Genomic DNA, 19,761 nt, shown 5'->3' on the forward strand with positions numbered 1-19,761 from the left:
GTGGCGGCTCGTAGACTGGACCCGTGAGCGACGACCGCCCCCGAAACGACGACCCCGACCCGATCCCCGGCCCGGACGGCCCGGCCGACCCCTTCGAGGAGATGGTGGAGGCCGAGACCGACCGGGACCCCGACCTCGCGGTGATCGAGGCCGGCAGCCGGACCCTGCGCGCGCAGGCGGGCCCGCCCCAGGGGGACGGTGTTCCCGCCCGTCCCGAAGACCCCGAGGTGGACCGCGCGCTGCGCGAGGTGGAGAGCGAGCTGGCGGGCCGCTGGGGCGAGACCAAGCTGGACCCGTCGGTGCAGCGCATCGAGGCGCTGATGGACGTGCTGGGGTCGCCGCAGCGCGCGTACCCGTCCATCCACATCACCGGCACCAACGGCAAGACCAGCACCGCCCGCATGATCGAGGCCCTGCTGACCGCCTTCGACCTGCGCACCGGGCGCTACACCAGCCCGCATGTGCAGTCGGTGACCGAGCGGATCAGCCTGGACGGCGCCCCGATCTCCGCCGAGCGTTTCATCGAGACGTACCGGGACATCGCCCCGTACGTGCAGATGGTCGACGAGCGCGAGCAGTACCGCCTGTCCTTCTTCGAGGTGCTCACCGCCATGGCGTACGCGGCCTTCGCGGACGCCCCGGTGGACGTCGCGGTCGTCGAGGTCGGCATGGGCGGCACCTGGGACGCGACGAACGTGATCGACGGGGACGTCGCCGTCGTCACGCCCATCTCGCTGGACCACACCGACCGCCTCGGCGGGACGACCGAGCAGATCGCCGGCGAGAAGTCCGGGATCATCAAGAAGGACGCGACGGTGGTGCTGGCGCAGCAGCCGGTGGACGCGGCGTCCGTGATGCTCAAGCGCGCGGTCGAGGTGGACGCCACGGTCGCCCGCGAGGGCATGGAGTTCGGCGTGCTCAGCCGGGAGGTGGCGGTCGGCGGCCAGCTGCTGACGCTGCGCGGCCTCGGCGGTGAGTACGAGGGCATCTTCCTGCCGCTGTACGGCGCCCACCAGGCGCACAACGCCGCGGTGGCGCTCGCCGCCGTGGAGGCGTTCTTCGGCATCGGCTCCGAGCACGCCCGCACGCTGGACATCGACACCATCCGCTCCGCGTTCGCCGCGGTGGCCTCGCCCGGCCGCCTGGAGGTCGTGCGCAGCAGCCCGACCGTGATCCTGGACGCGGCGCACAACCCGGCGGGCGCGCGGGCCGCGGCCGAGGCGGTCGGCGAGGCGTTCGGTTTCAGCCGACTCGTCGGGGTGGTCGGCCCCAGCGCCGACAAGGACGTACGCGGCGTCCTCGAAGCCTTCGAGCCGATCTTCGCCGAGGTCGTGGTGACCCGTAACTCCAGCCACCGCGCGATGGACCCGGACGAGCTGGCCGCCGTCGCGGTCGAGGTCTTCGGGTCCGAGCGGGTGCAGGTCGAGCCCCGGCTCGACGACGCGCTGGAGGCGGCGATCACCCTCGCGGAGGAGGAGGGTGAGTACGCCGGCGCCGGTGTGCTGGTCACCGGCTCCGTGATCACGGTCGGCGAGGCCCGGCTGCTCCTGGGGAGGAAGTGACCATGCGCACGCTGTGTGCGAGCACGCTGATCGGCGAGTTCTTCGTGATCGGCTTCGCCGGGCTGGTCGCGATGCAGACCTCGGGCCACTCCACGGCCACGGTCTGGACGGTCAGCGGCATCGCGATGCTGCTGTGCGTCCTGCTGTGCGGCGTGCTCACCCGCCCCGGTGGTGTGCAGCTCGGCTGGGCCCTCCAGGCGGCGCTGATCGCCAGCGGCTTCGTGGTGGGCACGATGTTCTTCCTCGGGGCGGTCTTCGCCGCGCTGTGGTGGGCTTCGGTGCACTTCGGGCGCAAGATCGACGAGGCGAAGGCCCGCTGGGCGGCGATGGCCGAGGACGGGCCGCAGCCGGGCGCGGCGTAGGAACGGTTCCCCGCGTCCCGCCGGCCCGGTGATCCGGACAGGCGGGACGTACGGGCCGGGACCGGACATCCGCCCGCGTCCGCACCCGGACGCCTGTACGAAACCCGGCCCACGTCACCCGTACGGCCCCGTAGCGGCTCCGGTACCGCGTACGGATGAGCGCTGTCACCCATGTAGCCTCAGGTCACCTGCCGACTTCCGTCACCCAAGGAGTCCATCCCGTGAGCCAGCGCACGCTCGTCCTCCTCAAGCCCGACGCGGTCCGCCGCGGCCTGGTCGGTGAGATTCTCGGCCGTATCGAGCGCAAGGCGGGCTGGACGATCAGCGCGCTGGAACTGCGCACCCTCGACCGCGCGATCCTGGAGCAGCACTACGCCGAGCACGTCGGCCGCGACTTCTACGAGCCGCTGGTGCAGTTCATGTCGTCCGGCCCGGTGGTGAGCCTGGTCGTCGAGGGCGAGCGGGTGATCGAGGGCGTGCGGACGCTGGCCGGGCCCACCGACCCGATCAAGGCGCCGAGCGGTTCCATCCGCGGCGACTTCGGGACCATCACCCGGGAGAACCTGATCCACGCCTCGGACTCCGAGGAGTCCGCGGAGCGCGAGATCAAGATTTTCTTCCCCGGTCTTTCCTGACCTCCCGTCCGTTCGCGCCCCGGTGACCTGGGGCGACCGCGCTCCTGCGGCCGTCCCACGGCAAGCCGGCGGCGAACGGGGGAACGCTTCGGTGCGACACGGCGTCCCATTGAAGGGGGCGGGTCCGTGTTCCGCCGACAATGGCGAAGGAACCCCGCACTGCGTTCGAGCGGTGGGGACTTCGTGACTACGATGGAGTTTCCGCGCCCCGGCGCACCACACCTGCCGACCTCAAGTAAGCATTCGCTCCAGTTGGGAAGGCCAGACGTATCCTCATGGGGAACAACATGTCGTTCATCGGCCGTGACATGGCTGTCGACCTCGGGACCGCCAACACGCTGGTGTACGTCAGGGGTCGCGGGATCGTCCTCAACGAGCCGTCGGTCGTGGCCATCAACACCAACACCGGCGGCATCCTCGCCGTCGGGGCCGAGGCCAAGAAGATGATCGGCCGCACCCCCGGCAACATCGTCGCGGTGCGTCCGCTGAAGGACGGCGTGATCGCCGACTTCGAGATCACCGAGCGGATGCTCCGCTACTTCATCCTCAAGATCCACAAGCGCCGTTACCTGGCCCGCCCGCGCGTCGTCGTCTGTGTCCCCTCCGGCATCACCGGAGTCGAGCGCCGCGCGGTCATCGAGGCGTCCACCCAGGCCGGCGCCCGCCAGGTGCACATCATCGAGGAGCCGATGGCCGCCGCGATCGGCTCCGGCCTGCCGGTCCACGAGGCCACCGGCAACATGGTCGTGGACATCGGCGGCGGCACCACCGAGGTCGCGGTGATCTCGCTCGGCGGCATCGTCACCGCCCAGTCGATCCGGGTGGCCGGCGACGAGCTGGACAACGCGATCATCCAGCACATCAAGAAGGAGTACTCCCTCCTGCTGGGTGAGCGCACCGCCGAGAGCATCAAGATCACCATCGGTTCGGCGTACGACCTGGAACAGGACGAGCACACCGAGATCCGCGGCCGCGACCTGGTCTCCGGACTTCCCAAGACCGTCGTGATCTCCGCGGCCGAGGTCCGCAAGGCCATCGAGGAACCGGTCAACTCCATCGTCGACGCGGTCAAGACGACGCTCGACAAGTGCCCGCCCGAGCTGTCCGGCGACGTGATGGACCGCGGCATCGTGCTCACCGGCGGCGGCGCCCTGCTGCGCGGCCTCGACGAGCGCCTGCGCCGCGAGACCGGCATGCCGATCCACATCGCCGAGGACCCGCTCGACTCCGTCGCGCTCGGCAGCGGCAAGTGCGTCGAGGAGTTCGAGGCGCTCCAGCAGGTCCTGGACTCCCAGCCGCGCCGCTAGCGCAGTCGGCCGGAAGGCGACATCCCGCCGTACGGGCGGCTGATCGTCCGTACGGCGGATCGTTGATATACAGGCACCACGCCCCAACAGGCGAGCACTGCGTATAAAGGCACAACGCACTCCCCAGCGCGACCGGCGCGGGCCCGCAGCCGGCCGGTCCTACGAGGAAGGACACGGCCGCCGCACGTGAGGGACACACGAGAGAGCCGGCTGCTACTGGTGCTGCTGGTCGCGATCGCGTTCGCGCTGATCACGGTGGACATCCGCGGCGGCGAACGGTCCCCGCTCGCCGGTGCCCGGCAGGCCGCCGCGGCGGTCTTCGGGCCGGTCGAGAGCGGTATCGCCACGGTCGTCGACCCGGTGGGCAACGCCGTCGGCGCGGTACGGGACTCCGGCGAGCGGCACACCCGTATCAGCGCCCTGGAGCGGGAGAACGCCGCCCTGAAGGCGAAGCTGGGCTCCTCCGACCGCAACCGCAACCGCGCCGCCGAGCTGGACACGATGCTCAAGACCGCCGGCACCGGCCAGTACGGCATCAAGGGCGCCCAGGTCATCGCCATCGGCGCGGCGCAGGGCTTCTCCTGGACCGTCACCATCGACGCCGGGTCCCAGGACGGCATCGCCCGCGACATGACGGTGCTCAACGGCGACGGCCTGGTCGGCCGCGTCACCACCGTCGGCCGCACCACCGCCACCGTGCTGCTCGCCAACGACCCCGACTTCACCGTCGGCACCCGCATGGAGAAGACCAACGAAATCGGGTTCGCCACCGGCCAGGGCGGCAACTCGCTGCGCGTGCAGCTGCTGAACGGCAAGGCCGAGGTGAAGACCGGCGACCGGCTGGTCACCTTCGGCTCCAGCGCCGACAAGCCCTTCGTGCCCGGCGTCCCGGTCGGACGGGTCGTCAAGGTCGATCCGTCCAACGGCGATCTGACCCGCTCCCTCCAGGTCCGCCCGTTCGTCGGCTTCTCCAAGCTGGACGTCGTCGGCGTGGTCGTCCAGCCGCCCCGCGAGGACCCGCGCGACACGGTGCTGCCGCCCAGGCCCGCCAAACCCAAGCCGACGCCGACGGTCACCGTCACGGCCACCCCCACCGCGAGCGCCTCCCCCAGGAGCTGACCGATGCGCATCAAGAGGATCCTGCTCTCGGCCGCGCTGGTCGTCGTGGCCCTGCTGGTCCAGGTCGGCGTGCTGGCACGGCTCCAGCTGCCCGGCGCCGTACCGGACCTGCTGCTCCTGGTCGTCCTGGGCCTCGCGCTGGTCTACGGGCACGTCTCCGGCGCCCTGATCGGCTTCGGCGCCGGTCTGCTCGCCGACCTCGCGCCGCCCTCCGACCACGCCATCGGCCGCTACGCGCTGGTGCTGTGCATCATCGGGTACGTGGCCGGGCTGACCAAGCCGGACAGCGGCCAGCACCGCTCGGCCACCATGCCGCTGGTGGTCGTGATCGGCGCGGCCCTCGGCTCGACCCTGCTGTACGCGGGCGTCGGCTCGCTCGTCGGCGACTCCGCCGCCGCCCGGGTGGGCCTGGGCTGGCTGCTGTTCACCGCCACGCTCTACGACCTGCTGCTCGCCCCGTTCGCCGTACCCGTGGTCATGGCGCTGGCCCGCCGTACCGAACACGACCCGCTGGCCACCGACGCGGCCGGCGGGCCGGGCGGCTCCGGCAAGGGGCGCAGGAGCGCCTACGGGTGGCTCGGCTCCGGCACCGGCCTCAAGGCGAGCCGCTCCATGCGCACCAACCTTCCGTCCAAGCAGGCCCGCATCGGCGGCCAGCGCGGCGGACTGCTCGGCAGACCGGTCCGTGGCAAGGCAGGACGCATCAAGGGGGTCAAACGACTGTGACCAACATTCCGGAGACCGGCCGCAGCTCACGCGTCACGATCCGGCTGGTCGCCATCCAGATCCTCGTCTTCTCGCTGTTGCTGACTCTCGGCGGCCGGCTGTGGTACCTCCAGATCCGCAACGGCCGGGAGTACGCCGACGAGGCCCGCAACAACCACGTCCAGCAGGTCGTCGAACCGGCCACCCGCGGCTCCATCCTCGACGCCCGCGGCATCCCGCTCGCCGACAACCAGACCCGGCTGGTCGTCTCCGCCAGCCGTACCGACCTGCTGAAGATGAAGGACGACGGCAAGGCCGTGCTCGGCCGGCTCGCCAAGGTCCTGGGCATGTCCGAGACGGAGATCCGCAACAAGGTCCGGCTGTGCGACGCCAAGACCCCGCAGCCCTGCTGGAACGGCTCGCCCTTCCAGCCCATCCCGATCACCGACGAGGCCACCACCCAGCAGGCCCTCCAGATCCGCGAGCGCTCCGAGGACTTCCCCGGCATCTCCGCCGAGCCCACCGCCGTACGCCGCTACGCCGCGCCCGGCAAGGCCGAGACGGCACAGGTCCTCGGCTACCTCTCGCCGGTCACCGACGAGGAGATCCAGAAGGCCAAGAACACCCGCTCGCCGCTGCTGCGCTCCGACCAGATCGGCCGCTCCGGGCTGGAGCGGACCTACGACAGCCAGCTGCGCGGCAAGGCCGGGGTGACGCGGTACGAGGTCGACAACCTCGGCCGGGTCATCGGCAAGGCCAAGAGCGACAAGGCGGTCCCCGGCTCCAACGTCGTCACGAGCATAGACGCCCGCGTCCAGGCCATAGCGGAACGGGAACTGGAGCAGGCGATGAAAGACGCCCGCAAGGAGCACGACAAGAACACCGGCACCAACTACAAGGCCGACGCGGGCGCCGTGGTCGTCATGGAGAACAAGACCGGCCGGATCGTCTCCATGGCCTCCAACCCGTCCTACGACCCCAACGCCTGGGTCGGCGGCATCTCCGGCAAGGACTACGCGCGGCTGACCGGCAAGGACTCCAACTATCCGCTGCTGAACCGGGCGATCCAGGGCCAGTCGGCGCCCGGCTCGATCTTCAAGGTCATCTCGACCTCGGCCGCGGTCGCCGCCGGATACGACTTCGACGGCACCTACCCCTGCACCGCCTCGTTCAGCATCGGCAACCAGGTCTTCAAGAACTTCGAGTCCAAGGGCTACGGGCCGATCAACCTCGGCCGCGCGCTGGAGGTCTCCTGCGACACCGTCTTCTACGGCCTCGCCTACCAGCAGTGGCAGAAGGACGGCGGCAACAAGCCGAAGGACCCGAAGGACTGGTTCTACAAGACGGCACACCAGTTCGGCCTCGGCAAGGAGACCGGCATCGACCTGCCCAACGAGGTCACCGGCCGGGTCCCGGACCGCCAGTGGAAGAAGCGGTACTGGGAGGCCAACAAGGACAGCTGGTGCAAGCAGGGCAAGTCCGGCGACGACTACGTCTCGAAGATCGCCCGGGAGAACTGCGAGTCCGGCATGAAGATGCGCGCCGGTGACTCCGTCAACTACTCCATCGGGCAGGGCGACACCCAGGTCACCCCGATACAGATGGCGACGATCTACGCGGCGATCGCCAACGGCGGCACGCTGTACAACCCGACCGTGGGCAAGGCGGTCGTCAGCCCCGACGGCAAGCACATCGAGAACATCGAGCCCAAGTCGCACGGGAAGCTGCCGGTGACCGCCAGGACCCTCTCCCAGATCGACGGCGCGCTGGCCGGCGTCGCCACCCGCGGCACCGCCGCCTGGCGCTTCCAGGGCTGGCCGCAGGACAAGATCCCGATGCACGCCAAGACCGGTACGGCCGAGGTCTACGGCAAGCAGACGACGGGCTGGTTCGCCACGTACACCAAGGACTACACGATCGTCATGACCATCTCCCAGGGCGGCACCGGCTCGGGCTCCGCCGGCCCCGCCGTGCGCAAGATCTACAACGCGCTGTACGGGGTGGACGACAAGGGCAAGATCGACGAGAAGCAGGCGCTGCTGCCCAGGCCGCAGACCGGACTGCCCAGGATCCTGGGCGACGGCACGATCCAGGCGCAGCCCATCACGCCCGTCGCCGCCCCGGCAACGCCCGCCGCGACCGGAAGGCGGGGCCGGTGACCAGCTCCCACACGGCGGGCGGCTTCACCGTCCGCCGCTACAGCCCCGACCGCGGCGCCTGGGGCAAGCTGACGGCGCGCGACTCGGTCGTGCGCAAGCTGGACTGGGTCATGCTGCTGTGCAGCCTGGCGCTGTCCCTGATCGGCGCGGTGCTGGTGTTCTCCGCGACCCGCAACCGCACCGAACTCACCCACGGCGACGAATACGGCTACCTGCTGCGCCACCTGCTGAACACCGGCATCGGGCTGGCCCTGGCGGCCGGCGCGATCTGGCTCGGGCACCGCACGCTGCGCGGCGCGGTGCCGATCCTCTACGGCCTCTCGCTGGTGCTGGCGCTGCTCGTCCTCACGCCCCTGGGCGCCACGATCAACGGCTCCCGCTCCTGGCTGGCCATCCCCGGCGGGCTCTCCCTCCAGCCCGCCGAATTCGCCAAGATCACGATCACACTGGGGATGGCGCTGATCCTCGCGGGCCGGGTCGACGCGGGCGACCGCCCGCACCCCGACCACCGCACCGTCGTCCAGGCCCTCGGCCTGGCCGCCGTACCGGTCGCCATCATCATGCTGATGCCGGACCTCGGCTCGGTGATGGTCCTCGGCGCGATCATCCTGGGCGTGCTGCTCGCCTCCGGCGCCTCCAACCGGTGGATCCTCGGACTGCTGGGCGCCGGCGTCGTCGGCTGTGTCGCCATCTGGCAGCTGGGCCTGCTGGACGACTACCAGATCGCCCGGTTCGCCGCCTTCGCCAACCCGAGCCTGGACCCGGCGGGCGTCGGCTACAACACCAACCAGGCGCGCATCGCCATCGGCGGTGGCGGGCTGACCGGCTCCGGACTCTTCCACGGCAGCCAGACCACCGGCCAGTTCGTGCCGGAGCAGCAGACCGACTTCATCTTCACCGTCGCCGGCGAGGAGCTGGGCTTCCTCGGCGCGGGCCTGATCATCGTGCTGCTGGGCGTCGTGCTGTGGCGCGCCTGCCGCATCGCCCGCGAGGCCAGCGAGCTGTACAGCACGATCGTGGCGGCGGGCTTCATCGCCTGGTTCTCGTTCCAGTCGTTCGAGAACATCGGCATGACGCTGGGCATCATGCCCGTCACCGGTCTGCCGCTGCCGTTCGTCTCGTACGGCGGCACGTCCATGTTCGCGGTCTGGATCGCCATAGGGCTGCTCCAGTCCATTCACGTACAGCGGCCGGTGTCGGCCTGAGAAACCGGCGCTCAGCGGCCGGACGCGGCGCTGTAGGAGCTGTACGCGACGAGGACGGCGAGCACGGCGGCGCTGGTCACCGTGGCGAGCACCACCCACAGCGCGACACGTGCCGTCCGCGGCCGCGTGCGGGGCTGCCGCGGGGGCCGCGCGTACTCCGTCGCGCGGGGCGCCGCCGGTTCGGATCTCATCGCGATGTCGGCCAGCAACCGGCGGCAGGCGGCGGCCAGTTCGCCCGTGCCGCTGTCCAGCCGCATGACGGTCTCCGCCCGCGCGGGCGCGCTCGTACCGCCGTCCAGGATGCGGCCCGCCCGTATGAGTACGTCCCCGCGGGTGCCGGTGGCGGACAGACTGATCCACCGCTCGACGTGCTCGCCCCGTATGACCACGCCGCCCGTGCGGTCGCGGTAGACCGTGTGCTGCTGCCACAGGACGGCCGCCAACTGCCGTGCGGTGTCCGCCAGATGCGTGAGCATCGTCTCCCCCTGCCGTCATGTCCCTCAACCGAGGACGGCACTGTACCGGTAAGGGGTGACAGCCCGGGGCGGGGGTTGTGGATCATGCGGGTGCCCGGCCCGGGGAGCGCCCGCCCCGGCGGTACGGGACGGGCGCTCCGGTCGGGTCACGGTGGTTCCGGTCAGGTCACGGTGACTGCTGCAGCCGCAGCAGCGAAGAGACCAGCTGGTCCACCTCCTCAGGGGTGTTGTAGAGGGCCAGGGAGGCGCGTACGGCGCTGTCCAGGCCGTAGTGGGCCAGCGCGGGCTGGGCGCAGTGGTGGCCGGAGCGGACGGCGATGCCCTCCAGGTCCAGGGACTGCGCCACGGCCGTCGGGTCGTGGCCCGCGAGCGTGAACGCCAGCACCGCGATGCGGTCCGGGGCGTCCCCCAGGACTTCGAGGCCGGGCACCATGGCCAGCGCCTGCCGCGCGTACGCCAGCAGGTCGGCCTCGTACTTCGCGATGGCCTCGTGGTCGAAGGACGACAGCCAGTCGAGCGCGGCGAGCAGCCCGACCACGCCGGAGATGTGACCCGTACCGGCCTCGAAGCGGTGCGGCGCGGGCGCGAACGTCGTGCGGTCGAAGGAAACGGATTCGATCATGTTCCCGCCGCCCTGCCACGGCACCATGGCCGCCAGCAGTTCGGGCTTGGCGTACAGGGCGCCGATGCCCGTGGGCGCGAACAGCTTGTGGCCGGAGAAGGCGTAGAAGTCGGCGTCCATGGCCTGTACGTCGACCGGGAAGTGGGCCACCGCCTGGGCGCCGTCCACCAGCACCTTGGCGCCGTACCGGTGGGCCAGCGCCGTCATCTCCGCCACCGGGGGGACGGTCCCCAGCACATTGGAGGCATGGCTGACGGCCACCAGCCGGGTACGGGAGGAGAGCAGGTCGGCGTAGGCGAACTGGTCGATCTGCCCGTCCGGCAGCAGCGGCACCGGCACCACCCGGGCATGCGTCCGGGCGGCCAGCTGCTGCCACGGGACGATGTCGGAGTGGTGCTCCAGCACGGGGACGAGGATGTCGTCGCCCGGACCGATGTTGGCCCGCCCCCAGGTCTCGGCGACCAGGTTGATCGCCTCGGTGGTGCCGCGGACGAAGACGATCTCCTCGGGGGACGGGGCGCCCAGGAAGTCCGCGACGGCGGCCCGGCCCGCTTCGTACAGGGCGGTGGCGTCGCGGGCCATCGTGTGGGCACCGCGGTGGATGTTGGAGTTGGCCGAACCGTAGAAGGCCGCCACCGCCTCGATCACCTGGCGCGGCTTCTGGGTGGTGGCCCCGTTGTCCAGCCATACGAGCGGCCGGCCGTTGACCAGCCGGTGCAGGATCGGGAAGTCCCGCCGGGCCATCTCGGGGGAGAAGGCACCGCGTTGGGCGCCGGGGAATTGTTGGGTGAGTGTCGGGGTGGTGGGGATGGTGGTGGTTTCGGAGTCCGCGGTGGGGATTTGGGCCGGAGCGGTCGGGGCCGCGCTCATGCCCGGGACCGTTTCCATACCCGGAACCGTCCCCATACCCGGTACGGCGCTGGTGTCCGACAGTGCGCTCGTGCCCGGTACGGCGCTCGCATCAGGCACCGCGCTCGGAACCGGCTGCATACCCGGCAGACCCGCCGTGGCCGCGGCCGGGACGACGGTCGCCCCCGCGCCCGGAGCCGCGCCCGTGCCGGGAGCCGGTGCCGTGGTCGTGGCCGTGTCCGTACGGACGGCCGTGTTCGTGCCGGTGGCAGGGGCCGCTGCCGCATCCGCCGCGCCGGTCTTCGCCTCCTTGCCCAGGAGCGCGCTCAGCGGTGCCGCGAGCCCCGTGAACTCAGGAGTAGTCATGGTACTTGGACACCTCGACGTTCTGGAGGACGGCGAGGGCGTCCTCCACCAGGACGGCCGTGTTGAAGTACGCCGTGACCAGGTACGAGGTGATCGCCTTCTGGTCGACGCCCATGTTCCGTACGGACAGGCCCGGTTCGGCCTCGTCCGGTACGGAGGCCGGGCGCAGGCCCACCACGCCCTGCTCCGCCTCGCCCACCCGCATCAGCAGGATCTCGGTCGTGCCCGCGCCGTTGATGTTCACCTTGTCGGACGGCAGCAGCGGCACGCCGCGCCAGGTCAGCAGCGGACTGCCGAACCGGGTGTCGGTCACCGGGGGCACACCCCGGCGGGTACATTCCCGGCCGAACGCGGCGATCGCCCGCGGGTGCGCCACGAAGTACCCGGGCTGCTTCCACACCTTGGCCAGCATCTCGTCCAGGTCGTCCGGCGTCGGCGCGCCGGTGCGCGTCTGCACCCGCATGCCCGGCGCGACCTGGTTGAACAGCCCGAAGTCCGGGTGGTTGAGCATCATCGACTCCTGGCGCTCGCGCAACGCGTGCACGGTCAGGTTGCTCTGCGCCCGGGTCTGGTCGATCGGCTGGTTGTACAGGTCGGCGACGCGGGTGTGCACGCGCAGCACGGTCTGCGCGAGGCTCATGTGGTACTCGCGCGGCGCGTCCTCGTACTCCACGTACGTGCCCGGCAGGTCCGGTTCGCCGACGTGCCCGGCGGCCAGGTCGACCGGCGCCTCGGCACCCGGCGTCGGCATCTCGCCGGCGCAGTAGGACTCCAGCGTGGTGCGCAGCGACTCGTCGCGGTCGGCCAGTTCCGCCAGCTTGGCGCGGCTGATGCACAGCGCGACACCGGGGGTCAGCGCGCGCACCTGGTACGGCTGCGACTCGCCCTTGGCCCAGGCGGTCAGGTCGAAGAACTGGCCGTCGCCGACGACCTCCAGTAACGCGTCCTCGCCGTACCGCCCGGTCACCCGCTTCTCGGCGCGGCCGCGTACCAGCACCCACAGGCGGTCGGCGTTGTCGCCCTCGGAGCACAGCGTCTGCCCGGCGTCGAAGGTGACCTCGTCGCACGTCTCGGCCAGCTCGCGCAGCTGCCCCTCGTCGGCCTGCCGCAGGAACGGCAGTTCCCGCAGGTCCTCGGGCACGATGCGGTGGCTGTCGCCCTCGGAGAAGGTGCTGATCCGGTCGTCGCCCAGGATGAAGGTGCGGCGGCGGTTGACGCGGTAGACGCCGGACTCGACGTCCACCCACGGCAGGGCGCGCAGCAGATAGCGCGGGGTGATGCCGCGCATCTGCGGCGTGGTCTTGGTGGTGGTGGCGAGCTGCCGTGCCGCGTCGGGACCGAGACTCAAACGGCCATTTGTGGTCATCACGACCTCCTCGGGAAAGGGCGCGCGGGCACGCGGCGGCCCTCGTGGCCGCCGCGGTCCGCACGGTGTGGAGGGGACCGATCGTCCGAGCGGCAACTGCCGACGGCAAGACGGCGTATTTCCGCAACAGGCCGGAAAGGAGCTATCCGGCATTCGCAGGTGTTCGTGCAGAGATGAACTGTTTTTGCCGTGGATGCCGTGTGGCCAGGCCGGAATCCGTCCGCCGGGCCGGGCGTCACCGCGCGAACGTCCGGTCGGGGACTGCCTCGGCGCCCCACACGCGGCTAGATTCGATCCATGGCGGACACCGTGCGGGAAATCGAGCGGAAGTACGAGGCCGACGACAGCACCGAACTGCCCGACCTGACCGGCGTCGCCGGGGTCGCGGCCCTCGCGGACCAGGGCACCGTCGTCCTGTCCGCCACCTACTACGACACCCCGGACCAGCGGCTCGCGGCCGACGGCATCACGCTGCGGCGGCGCACCGGCGGCGGCGACGCGGGCTGGCACCTGAAGCTGCCGGTGGCCCCCGGCGTACGGGACGAGGTGCGGACGCCCCTGGCGGACCGGCTGCCGCGCAAGCTCGCCGCCCTCGTGCGCTCGCGGGTGCGCGGCGCGCCCCTGGCGCCGGTCGTGCACCTGCGGACCCGGCGCACGCTGTGGGTGCTGGAGACCGCGGGCGGCGAGCCGCTCGCGGAGGTGGCGGTGGACGACGTGGTGGCGCACCGGCTGGGCGACGGGGCGAGTCCGTACGGGGCGGAGGACGGGACGGACGACGGGGCGGGTCCGTACGGGACGGAGGACGCGGAGCGGCGGCCGGCACAGCCGGACCGGGTGACCACCGGGGTCCGCTGGCGCGAGATCGAGGTGGAGCTGGTGGGGGACGGCGACGCCGGGTTCCTGGACGCGGTGGACGAGGTCTTCGCGGCCGCGGGCATCCGTCCGGCCGGTTCCGCGTCCAAGCTGGCCCGCGCGCTGGCCGAGACGGCGGACGGCAACCGGGCGGCGGGCAGCAACGAGACGGCCGGCGCCGGGGAAACGACCGCCACCAAGAACACCAAGTCACCCAAGAAGGCCGACAAGAAGACCAACGACAAGCCCCGCAGCAAGACCAAGGCAGCCAAGACAACCGAGACAACCAAGGCGACCAAGAAGCCCAGCCCCCCACCCGCCACCCCCCGCACCGCCGGTGAAGCCGTCCTCGCGTACGTCCGCGAGCAGGTACGCACCCTCGTCGAGCTGGACCCGGCCGTCCGGCGCGATCTGCCCGACTCGGTGCACCAGATGCGCGTCGCCACCCGCCGCCTGCGCAGTGCCTTCCGCTCGTACGGCGCGGTGCTGGACCGGTCCGTCACCGACCCGATCGGCGATGAACTCAAGTGGCTCGCAGGGGAGTTGGGAGTGGACCGGGACCGCGAGGTGCTGGCGGACCGGCTGCGCGCCGGGCTGGCGGGCCTGTCGCGCGAGCTGCGGCTCGGCCCGGTGGCCGCGCGGCTGCGCCTGTGGTCCCAGCGCCGCCGCCTCGGCTCGCGGCAGACGCTGCTCGCGGTCCTGGACGGCGCGCGGCACCTGGCGCTGCTGGAGCGCCTGCACGCGCTCCTGGCGGACCCGCCGCTGCGCCCGGCCGCGGCCCGCCCTCCGGCGCTCCCCATGGGGAAGGCCGTGCTGAAGGACTACCGGCGGCTCGCCGGGCGGGTGGCGGCCGCGCTGTCGGCGCCGGCCGGGCCGGACCGTGACGAGGCGCTGCACAGTGCCCGCAAGGCGGCCAAGCGCGTGCGGTACGCGGCGGAGGCGGCCGGGCCGGAGCTGGGCCGCCCCGCGGAGAAGTTCGCCAAGCGCATGAAGCGGGTGCAGCAGCTGCTCGGCGACCACCAGGACAGCGTGCTGGCCCGGGAGGCGCTGCGCGACCTTGCCGTACAGGCGCACGGCGCGGGCGAGGGCGGCTTCAGCTTCGGGCTGCTGTACGGGCGCGAGGAAGCGGCGGCGGTCGCCCGCGAGCGCGAGCTGCCCGAGGTCTGGCGGAAGGCGTCGAGGCCGGGGCTCCTGCGGAAACTGGGCGCCTGACCAGGCCCGCGGCCCGCTCGTCCGGCGAGCCGTGGGCGGCGCCCGCCCGTGACCCACCGCACCCGCCCCGTGACCGCCCGCTCACCACCGATACGGCCCGTCAACGCGATCCCGTTCCCGGGGTACGCTGGATGGTCACCCCTGCCAGCTCATGAAAGACGCCGCGATGCCTGTCGAGACGGTCTTCCCGCGCCTGGAAGCGCTTCTCCCGCATGTCCAGAAGCCCATCCAGTACGTCGGTGGAGAGCTCAACTCCACCGTCAAAGACTGGGACGCCTGCGATGTGCGCTGGTCGCTGATGTACCCGGACGCCTACGAGGTCGGGCTGCCCAACCAGGGCGTCATGATCCTCTACGAGGTCCTCAACGAGCGCGAGGGCATTCTGGCCGAGCGCACCTACAGCGTGTGGCCGGACCTCGAAGCGCTGATGCGCGAGCACGGCGTACCGCAGTTCACCGTCGACGCGCACCGCCCGGTGAGCGCCTTCGACGTACTCGGCGTCTCCTTCTCCACCGAGCTGGGCTACACCAACCTGCTCACCGCCCTGGACCTCTCGGGCATCCCGATCGAGGCCAAGGACCGTACGGACGAGCACCCGCTGATCCTCGCGGGCGGCCACGCGGCCTTCAACCCGGAGCCGATCGCCGACTTCCTGGACTGCGCGGTCGTCGGCGACGGCGAGCAGGCCGTCCTGGAGATCAGCGACATCATCCGCGCCTGGAAGGCCGAGGGCCGGCCGGGCGGGCGCGACGAGCTGCTGTTCCGGCTCGCGAAGACCGGCAGCGTGTACGTCCCCAAGTTCTACGACGTGGAGTACCTGCCCGACGGGCGCATCTCGCGCGTCGTGCCCAACCGCTCCGGCGTCCCGTGGCGGGTGTCCAAGCACACCGTCATGGACCTGGACGAGTGGCCCTACCCGAAGCAGCCCCTCGTCCCCCTGGCCGAGACCGTCCACGAACGGATGTCGGTCGAGATCTTCCGTGGCTGCACCCGCGGCTGCCGTTTCTGCCAGGCCGGCATGATCACGCGCCCCGTGCGGGAGCGAAGCATCACCGGCATCGGCGAGATGGTGGACAAGGGCCTGAAGGCCACGGGATTCGAGGAGGTCGGCCTGCTGTCGCTGTCCTCCGCGGACCACACCGAGATCGGCGACATCGCCAAGGGCCTCGCCGACCGGTACGAGGAAGACAAGATCGGCCTGTCGCTGCCGTCGACCCGCGTCGACGCCTTCAACGTCGATCTTGCCAACGAGCTGACGCGCAACGGCCGTCGCTCGGGACTGACCTTCGCGCCCGAGGGCGGCAGCGAGCGGATGCGCAAGGTCATCAACAAGATGGTCTCGGAAGAGGACCTGATCCGCACGGTCGCCACCGCCTACGGCAACGGCTGGCGGCAGGTCAAGCTGTACTTCATGTGCGGCCTGCCCACCGAGACCGACGAGGACGTGCTCCAGATCGGCGACATGGCGGTCAACGTGATCGCCAAGGGCCGTCAGGTGGCCAACTCCAACGACATCCGCTGCACGGTCTCCATCGGCGGCTTCGTGCCCAAGCCGCACACGCCGTTCCAGTGGGCGCCGCAGCTGTCCGCCGAGGAGACCGACGCGCGCCTGGAGAAGCTGCGCGACAAGATCCGCGGCGACAAGAAGTACGGCCGCTCCATCGGCTTCCGCTACCACGACGGCAAGCCCGGCATCGTCGAGGGCCTGCTCTCCCGCGGCGACCGCCGCGTCGGCTCGGTCATCCGCGCCGTCTACGAGGGTGGCGGCCGCTTCGACGGCTGGCGCGAGCACTTCTCGTACGACCGCTGGATGAAGGCCGCCGAGGAGACGCTCCCCGAGTACGGCGTGGACGTCGCCTGGTACACCACCCGCGAGCGCACCTACGAGGAGGTCCTGCCCTGGGACCACCTCGACTCCGGCCTGGACAAGGACTGGCTCTGGGAGGACTGGCAGGACGCCCTCGACGAGACCGAGGTCGAGGACTGCCGGTGGACTCCTTGCTTCGACTGCGGGGTGTGTCCTCAGATGGACACCGAGATTCAGATCGGTCCCACGGGCAAGAAGCTGCTGCCGCTGACCGTCGTCAAGTAAGCGTTCCAGGTACGTGCCCCGGCCCGGTCCCCGCAGCGATGCGGCGGCCGGGCCGCCGCATGTGCGTGACAGTGCCCATAACGGGCGCAAGGGGGAAGAAGCCGCATGGAGCCCACGGCCGGGCCGTCGCTGTCCAAGGAGCATGAAGGGGGCCGGGCGTCTGCGGGGCACCGGGCGCCCGTGCCGGAGCGGGTGCCCGAGCGGTACGCGCCCGGGGAGGGGTGCCTGACGCGGCTGGTCCGGATGCCGGTGCGCATCGTGGTGCTGGTGCTCGTGGTGCCGGTGCGCATGGTGTGGGACTTGCTGGTCGCGGGGGCGCGGGCGCTGGACCGGGTGCTGCTGCGTCCGGTCGGCCGTGGGCTCGCCTGGCTGGGGCGCGTCCTGATCGTCGCGCCGCTGGCCTGGGTGTACCGCTGGATGCTGACGCCGGTCGGGCACGGCATCGCCTGGACGGTGCGGGCCTTCGGCGCGGCGCTGGGCTGGCTGGGCAAAGCGTTCTTCTACTGGCCGTGGGTCGCGTTGTGGCGGTACGTGCTGGTGCCTGCCGGCACGGCTGTCGGCGTGGCCGTGGCCTGGCTGGTCCACCACCTGATCGTGGTGCCGGCGCTTTGGGTCCACCGCCGGGTGCTCAGGCCGGTCGGACATGGTGTCCGGTGGATGTTCCGGGGGCTGGGCGCGGGCCTCGCCTGGCTCGCCCTTCACCTGGTCGTGTTCCCCGCCCGCTGGTGCTACCGGCACGTGCTGACGCCCGTCGGGCACGCCATCGCCTGGGTGGTCCGCGGCATCGGCGCCGCCGTCGCCGCACTCGTACGGTGGACGGTCGTCGTCCCGGCCGTCGCGGTGTGGCGGTACGTCCTCGCCCCGGTGGGCCGGGCGGTCGGCGCCGCCGTGACGGTTGTGGCGCGCGAGACCGGCGCCGCCTTCGGGCACGCCTGGCGGGTGGCGGGGCACGTCTCCCGGGCCGTCGGCCGGTTCCTCGGCACACTCCTGCGGTGGATCTTCGTCGAGCCGTTCCGGTGGGTCTACCGCGCCGTCCTCACCCCGGTCGGCCACGCCGTACGGGACGTGCTGTGGCGCCCGGTGCGCAACGCCGTACGGGAGGCGGGCCGGTCCGTACGCCGTGCGCTGGGCGCCGCCCGGCAGTCCGTACGGCAGACCCGCGCCGAGATCCGGCGGGCGCTGTTCGGGGGCGCCGGGGTGCCGGAGCGGCCGGAGCCGGCCGCGGTGCCCGAGCCCCGGCGGGAACAGGCGGTACCGGCGGCACGTACTCTAGGTAAGACGTCCGGGCGCGACGTGTCCCCGCCCACGCGGGGGCCCGGACTGGGCGACGCTGGGTAGGCGTCATCCGGGACCGTCCCCGCCACCGCGGGGGTGACGTCCAGTAGCGCCCTCACACCAAGGAGAAGTAACACTGGGCAAGCGACAGCCCGAAGGCCCGCCGCCCGCACCGGCGGTGCAGCGCATCCGACTGCGCTACACCAAGCGCGGCCGCCTCCGGTTCACCAGCCACCGCGACTTCCAGCGCGCTTTCGAGCGGGCGCTGCGCCGCGCCGAGGTCCCCATGGCGTATTCGGCGGGCTTCACCCCGCACCCGAAGGTGTCGTACGCCAACGCCGCACCGACCGGTACGGGCAGCGAGGCCGAGTACCTGGAGATCCAGCTCGCCGAGCGCCGCGACCCGGACACGCTCCGCGCCCTGCTGGACGAGTCGCTGCCGTCGGGCCTGGACATCACCGACGCGGTGGAGGCCCGTACGTCCGGGCTCGCCGACCGGCTCCAGGCGTCGGTGTGGGAGCTGCGCCTCGACGGTGTCGGGGCCGCCGAGGCCGCGCACGCCGTCGAGACCTTCCTCGCCGCCGAAGAAGTGCAGGTCGAGCGCCGTACCAAGAACGGCATGCGGACCTTCGACGCGCGGGCCGCAGTGGCCCGGCTCGAAGCCGCGGCGGCGGACGGCGATAGGCCGGGCGGCGATGCCTGTGCGATACTGCGGCTGGTTGTTCGGCATGCGACACCTGCCGTACGACCCGACGACGTCCTGTCCGGCCTCCGAGCTACGGCCGACCTGGCGCCGCCGGTCCCCGCTGCGGTGACCAGGCTGGCGCAGGGGCTGCTCGATGAGGAGACCGGCGCGGTGACCGACCCGCTCGCGCCCGACCGCGACGCTGCCGAGGCCGACAGAACAACGGCCGCCGGCTGAGTGCCGCGAGGCGCCGGACGGTCCTGCACAGGACCGCCGTCGTCGCGTCGCCGATCAACCAGGGAGCCACCCCGGTCCGGCAGACGCACTGACCAGCAGACTTTCGCCGGTCCCGCAGACGGGCCCGGCGAGCGAGACGACAGCTCCCGTGCGGCGCCCGCGCCCCGGAGGGCGGCACCGCGCACATCACGCGGGCCGCGTCCGGAACCAGGCGCGGCGCCCGGGAGCGTGACGGGAGAACCGCCCGCATGCTCGAACCCATTGAGCCCAACGAATCCAGCGGCCCTGCGGAACAGCTTTCCGAGGGCAGCACCCCCAGCGACACGCTGCCGCCGCGCCGCCGGCGCCGCGCCGCATCCCGGCCGGCCGGCCCGCCCACGGCGGCGAGCACGCCCGCCGAGGCACCGGTGACCGCCGACGGCGGCGCCGAGGCGCCCGCCACGGCCGCGAACTCCGCACAGGACGACACGGGCGCCGCCTCGACGGTCGTCTCCGGCGACGACGCCAAGCCCGCCCGTACGCGCCGCCGCGCCACCCGTAAGGCCACCGCTCCCGCGGGCTCCCCGCAGGTGAGCGAGGCCGCGGAGAGCGCGCCCGAGGCCCCGGCCGCGCAGCCGGAGCAGCCCGCCGCCGAGGACGAGGCGCCGCGCGCCCGGCCCCGCCGCCGCGCCACCC

At 71.9% G+C, this 19,761-nt stretch carries 15 protein-coding genes and 1 pseudogene; 13 read left to right on the top strand and 3 right to left on the bottom strand.

Annotation, left to right across the window (positions count from 1 at the left end; genetic code table 11):
• Positions 1-23: 23 nt before the first annotated feature.
• From folC to rodA, 8 genes are all read left to right on the top strand, one after another.
• Positions 24-1,562, top strand: a complete 1,539-nt coding sequence (gene folC, locus IH45_RS0129160) for a bifunctional tetrahydrofolate synthase/dihydrofolate synthase (RefSeq protein WP_030674989.1) — start codon at positions 24-26, stop codon at positions 1,560-1,562.
• A gap of 2 nt (positions 1,563-1,564) precedes the next feature.
• Entirely contained in the window at positions 1,565-1,924 is a 360-nt protein-coding gene (locus tag IH45_RS0129165) for a DUF4233 domain-containing protein (protein ID WP_030674992.1), read from the top strand.
• Between the two features lie 221 nt (positions 1,925-2,145).
• Positions 2,146-2,559, top strand: coding sequence for a nucleoside-diphosphate kinase (ndk, locus tag IH45_RS0129170; RefSeq protein WP_030674994.1), 414 nt, complete (start codon positions 2,146-2,148; stop codon positions 2,557-2,559).
• Between the two features lie 287 nt (positions 2,560-2,846).
• Complete coding sequence (locus tag IH45_RS0129175; RefSeq protein ID WP_003985182.1) at positions 2,847-3,866, top strand: rod shape-determining protein; 1,020 nt, start codon at positions 2,847-2,849, stop codon at positions 3,864-3,866.
• Between the two features lie 186 nt (positions 3,867-4,052).
• A complete protein-coding gene (gene mreC / locus IH45_RS0129180) occupies positions 4,053-4,985 on the top strand; it encodes a rod shape-determining protein MreC (RefSeq protein WP_030674997.1) in 933 nt (310 codons plus the stop codon).
• Between the two features lie 3 nt (positions 4,986-4,988).
• Entirely contained in the window at positions 4,989-5,711 is a 723-nt protein-coding gene (mreD, locus tag IH45_RS0129185) for a rod shape-determining protein MreD (RefSeq protein ID WP_030674999.1), read from the top strand.
• Positions 5,708-7,849, top strand: coding sequence for a penicillin-binding protein 2 (gene mrdA / locus IH45_RS0129190; RefSeq protein WP_030675001.1), 2,142 nt, complete (start codon positions 5,708-5,710; stop codon positions 7,847-7,849). The genes mreD and mrdA overlap by 4 nt, the downstream gene beginning before the upstream one ends.
• On the top strand, positions 7,846-9,054 hold the full coding sequence (gene rodA, locus IH45_RS0129195) for a rod shape-determining protein RodA (protein ID WP_030675003.1): 1,209 nt from the start codon (positions 7,846-7,848) through the stop codon (positions 9,052-9,054). Before mrdA ends, rodA begins: the two co-directional genes overlap by 4 nt.
• Positions 9,055-9,065: 11 nt before the next feature.
• Here the strand turns inward: rodA and IH45_RS0129200 are convergent, their stop codons facing one another.
• The 3 genes from IH45_RS0129200 to IH45_RS0129210 form a co-directional block, all read right to left on the bottom strand.
• Complete coding sequence (locus IH45_RS0129200; RefSeq protein ID WP_030675004.1) at positions 9,066-9,530, bottom strand: hypothetical protein; 465 nt, start codon at positions 9,528-9,530, stop codon at positions 9,066-9,068.
• A 166-nt stretch (positions 9,531-9,696) separates the two neighbouring features.
• Entirely contained in the window at positions 9,697-11,367 is a 1,671-nt protein-coding gene (locus IH45_RS0129205) for a cysteine desulfurase (protein ID WP_030675006.1), read from the bottom strand.
• Positions 11,354-12,733 carry a family 2B encapsulin nanocompartment shell protein gene (locus IH45_RS0129210; RefSeq protein WP_030675008.1) on the bottom strand — a complete coding sequence of 460 codons (1,380 nt, stop codon included), beginning with the start codon at positions 12,731-12,733 and terminating at the stop codon, positions 11,354-11,356. Before IH45_RS0129210 ends, IH45_RS0129205 begins: the two co-directional genes overlap by 14 nt.
• Before the next feature lie 297 nt (positions 12,734-13,030).
• On the opposite strand from IH45_RS0129210, the gene IH45_RS0129220 reads away from it, so the two are divergent.
• The 5 genes and pseudogenes from IH45_RS0129220 to IH45_RS0129240 form a co-directional block, all read left to right on the top strand.
• A complete protein-coding gene (locus tag IH45_RS0129220) occupies positions 13,031-14,797 on the top strand; it encodes a CYTH and CHAD domain-containing protein (RefSeq protein WP_030675012.1) in 1,767 nt (588 codons plus the stop codon).
• Between the two features lie 166 nt (positions 14,798-14,963).
• Positions 14,964-16,889, top strand: a complete 1,926-nt coding sequence (locus IH45_RS0129225; RefSeq protein WP_030675015.1) for a TIGR03960 family B12-binding radical SAM protein — start codon at positions 14,964-14,966, stop codon at positions 16,887-16,889.
• 105 nt (positions 16,890-16,994) lie between these two features.
• Positions 16,995-18,227, top strand: a complete 1,233-nt coding sequence (locus IH45_RS0129230) for a hypothetical protein (protein WP_234440717.1) — start codon at positions 16,995-16,997, stop codon at positions 18,225-18,227.
• A gap of 115 nt (positions 18,228-18,342) precedes the next feature.
• Positions 18,343-19,086 carry a TIGR03936 family radical SAM-associated protein gene (locus tag IH45_RS0129235; protein WP_030675022.1) on the top strand — a complete coding sequence of 248 codons (744 nt, stop codon included), beginning with the start codon at positions 18,343-18,345 and terminating at the stop codon, positions 19,084-19,086.
• Positions 19,087-19,334: 248 nt separating this feature from the next.
• Positions 19,335-19,761 (top strand): annotated as a pseudogene (locus IH45_RS0129240) (Rne/Rng family ribonuclease); the annotation flags it as partial.

Origin of the sequence: Streptomyces rimosus subsp. rimosus (genome assembly GCF_000720725.1) — a bacterium.
GTDB classification, from domain to species: domain Bacteria; phylum Actinomycetota; class Actinomycetes; order Streptomycetales; family Streptomycetaceae; genus Streptomyces; species Streptomyces rimosus_A.

Bases quoted from the DNA above. Each gene is read 5' to 3' on its own strand.
- IH45_RS0129165 (WP_030674992.1), top strand. From the start codon at position 1,565: ATGCGCACGCTGTGTGCGAGCACGCTGATCGGCGAGTTCTTCGTGATC.
- IH45_RS0129175 (WP_003985182.1), top strand. From the start codon at position 2,847: ATGTCGTTCATCGGCCGTGACATGGCTGTCGACCTCGGGACCGCCAAC.
- mreD (WP_030674999.1), top strand. From the start codon at position 4,989: ATGCGCATCAAGAGGATCCTGCTCTCGGCCGCGCTGGTCGTCGTGGCC.
- IH45_RS0129200 (WP_030675004.1), bottom strand. From the start codon at position 9,530: ATGCTCACGCATCTGGCGGACACCGCACGGCAGTTGGCGGCCGTCCTG.
- IH45_RS0129205 (WP_030675006.1), bottom strand. From the start codon at position 11,367: ATGACTACTCCTGAGTTCACGGGGCTCGCGGCACCGCTGAGCGCGCTC.
- IH45_RS0129210 (WP_030675008.1), bottom strand. From the start codon at position 12,733: ATGACCACAAATGGCCGTTTGAGTCTCGGTCCCGACGCGGCACGGCAG.
- IH45_RS0129220 (WP_030675012.1), top strand. From the start codon at position 13,031: ATGGCGGACACCGTGCGGGAAATCGAGCGGAAGTACGAGGCCGACGAC.
- IH45_RS0129225 (WP_030675015.1), top strand. From the start codon at position 14,964: ATGCCTGTCGAGACGGTCTTCCCGCGCCTGGAAGCGCTTCTCCCGCAT.
- IH45_RS0129230 (WP_234440717.1), top strand. From the start codon at position 16,995: ATGGAGCCCACGGCCGGGCCGTCGCTGTCCAAGGAGCATGAAGGGGGC.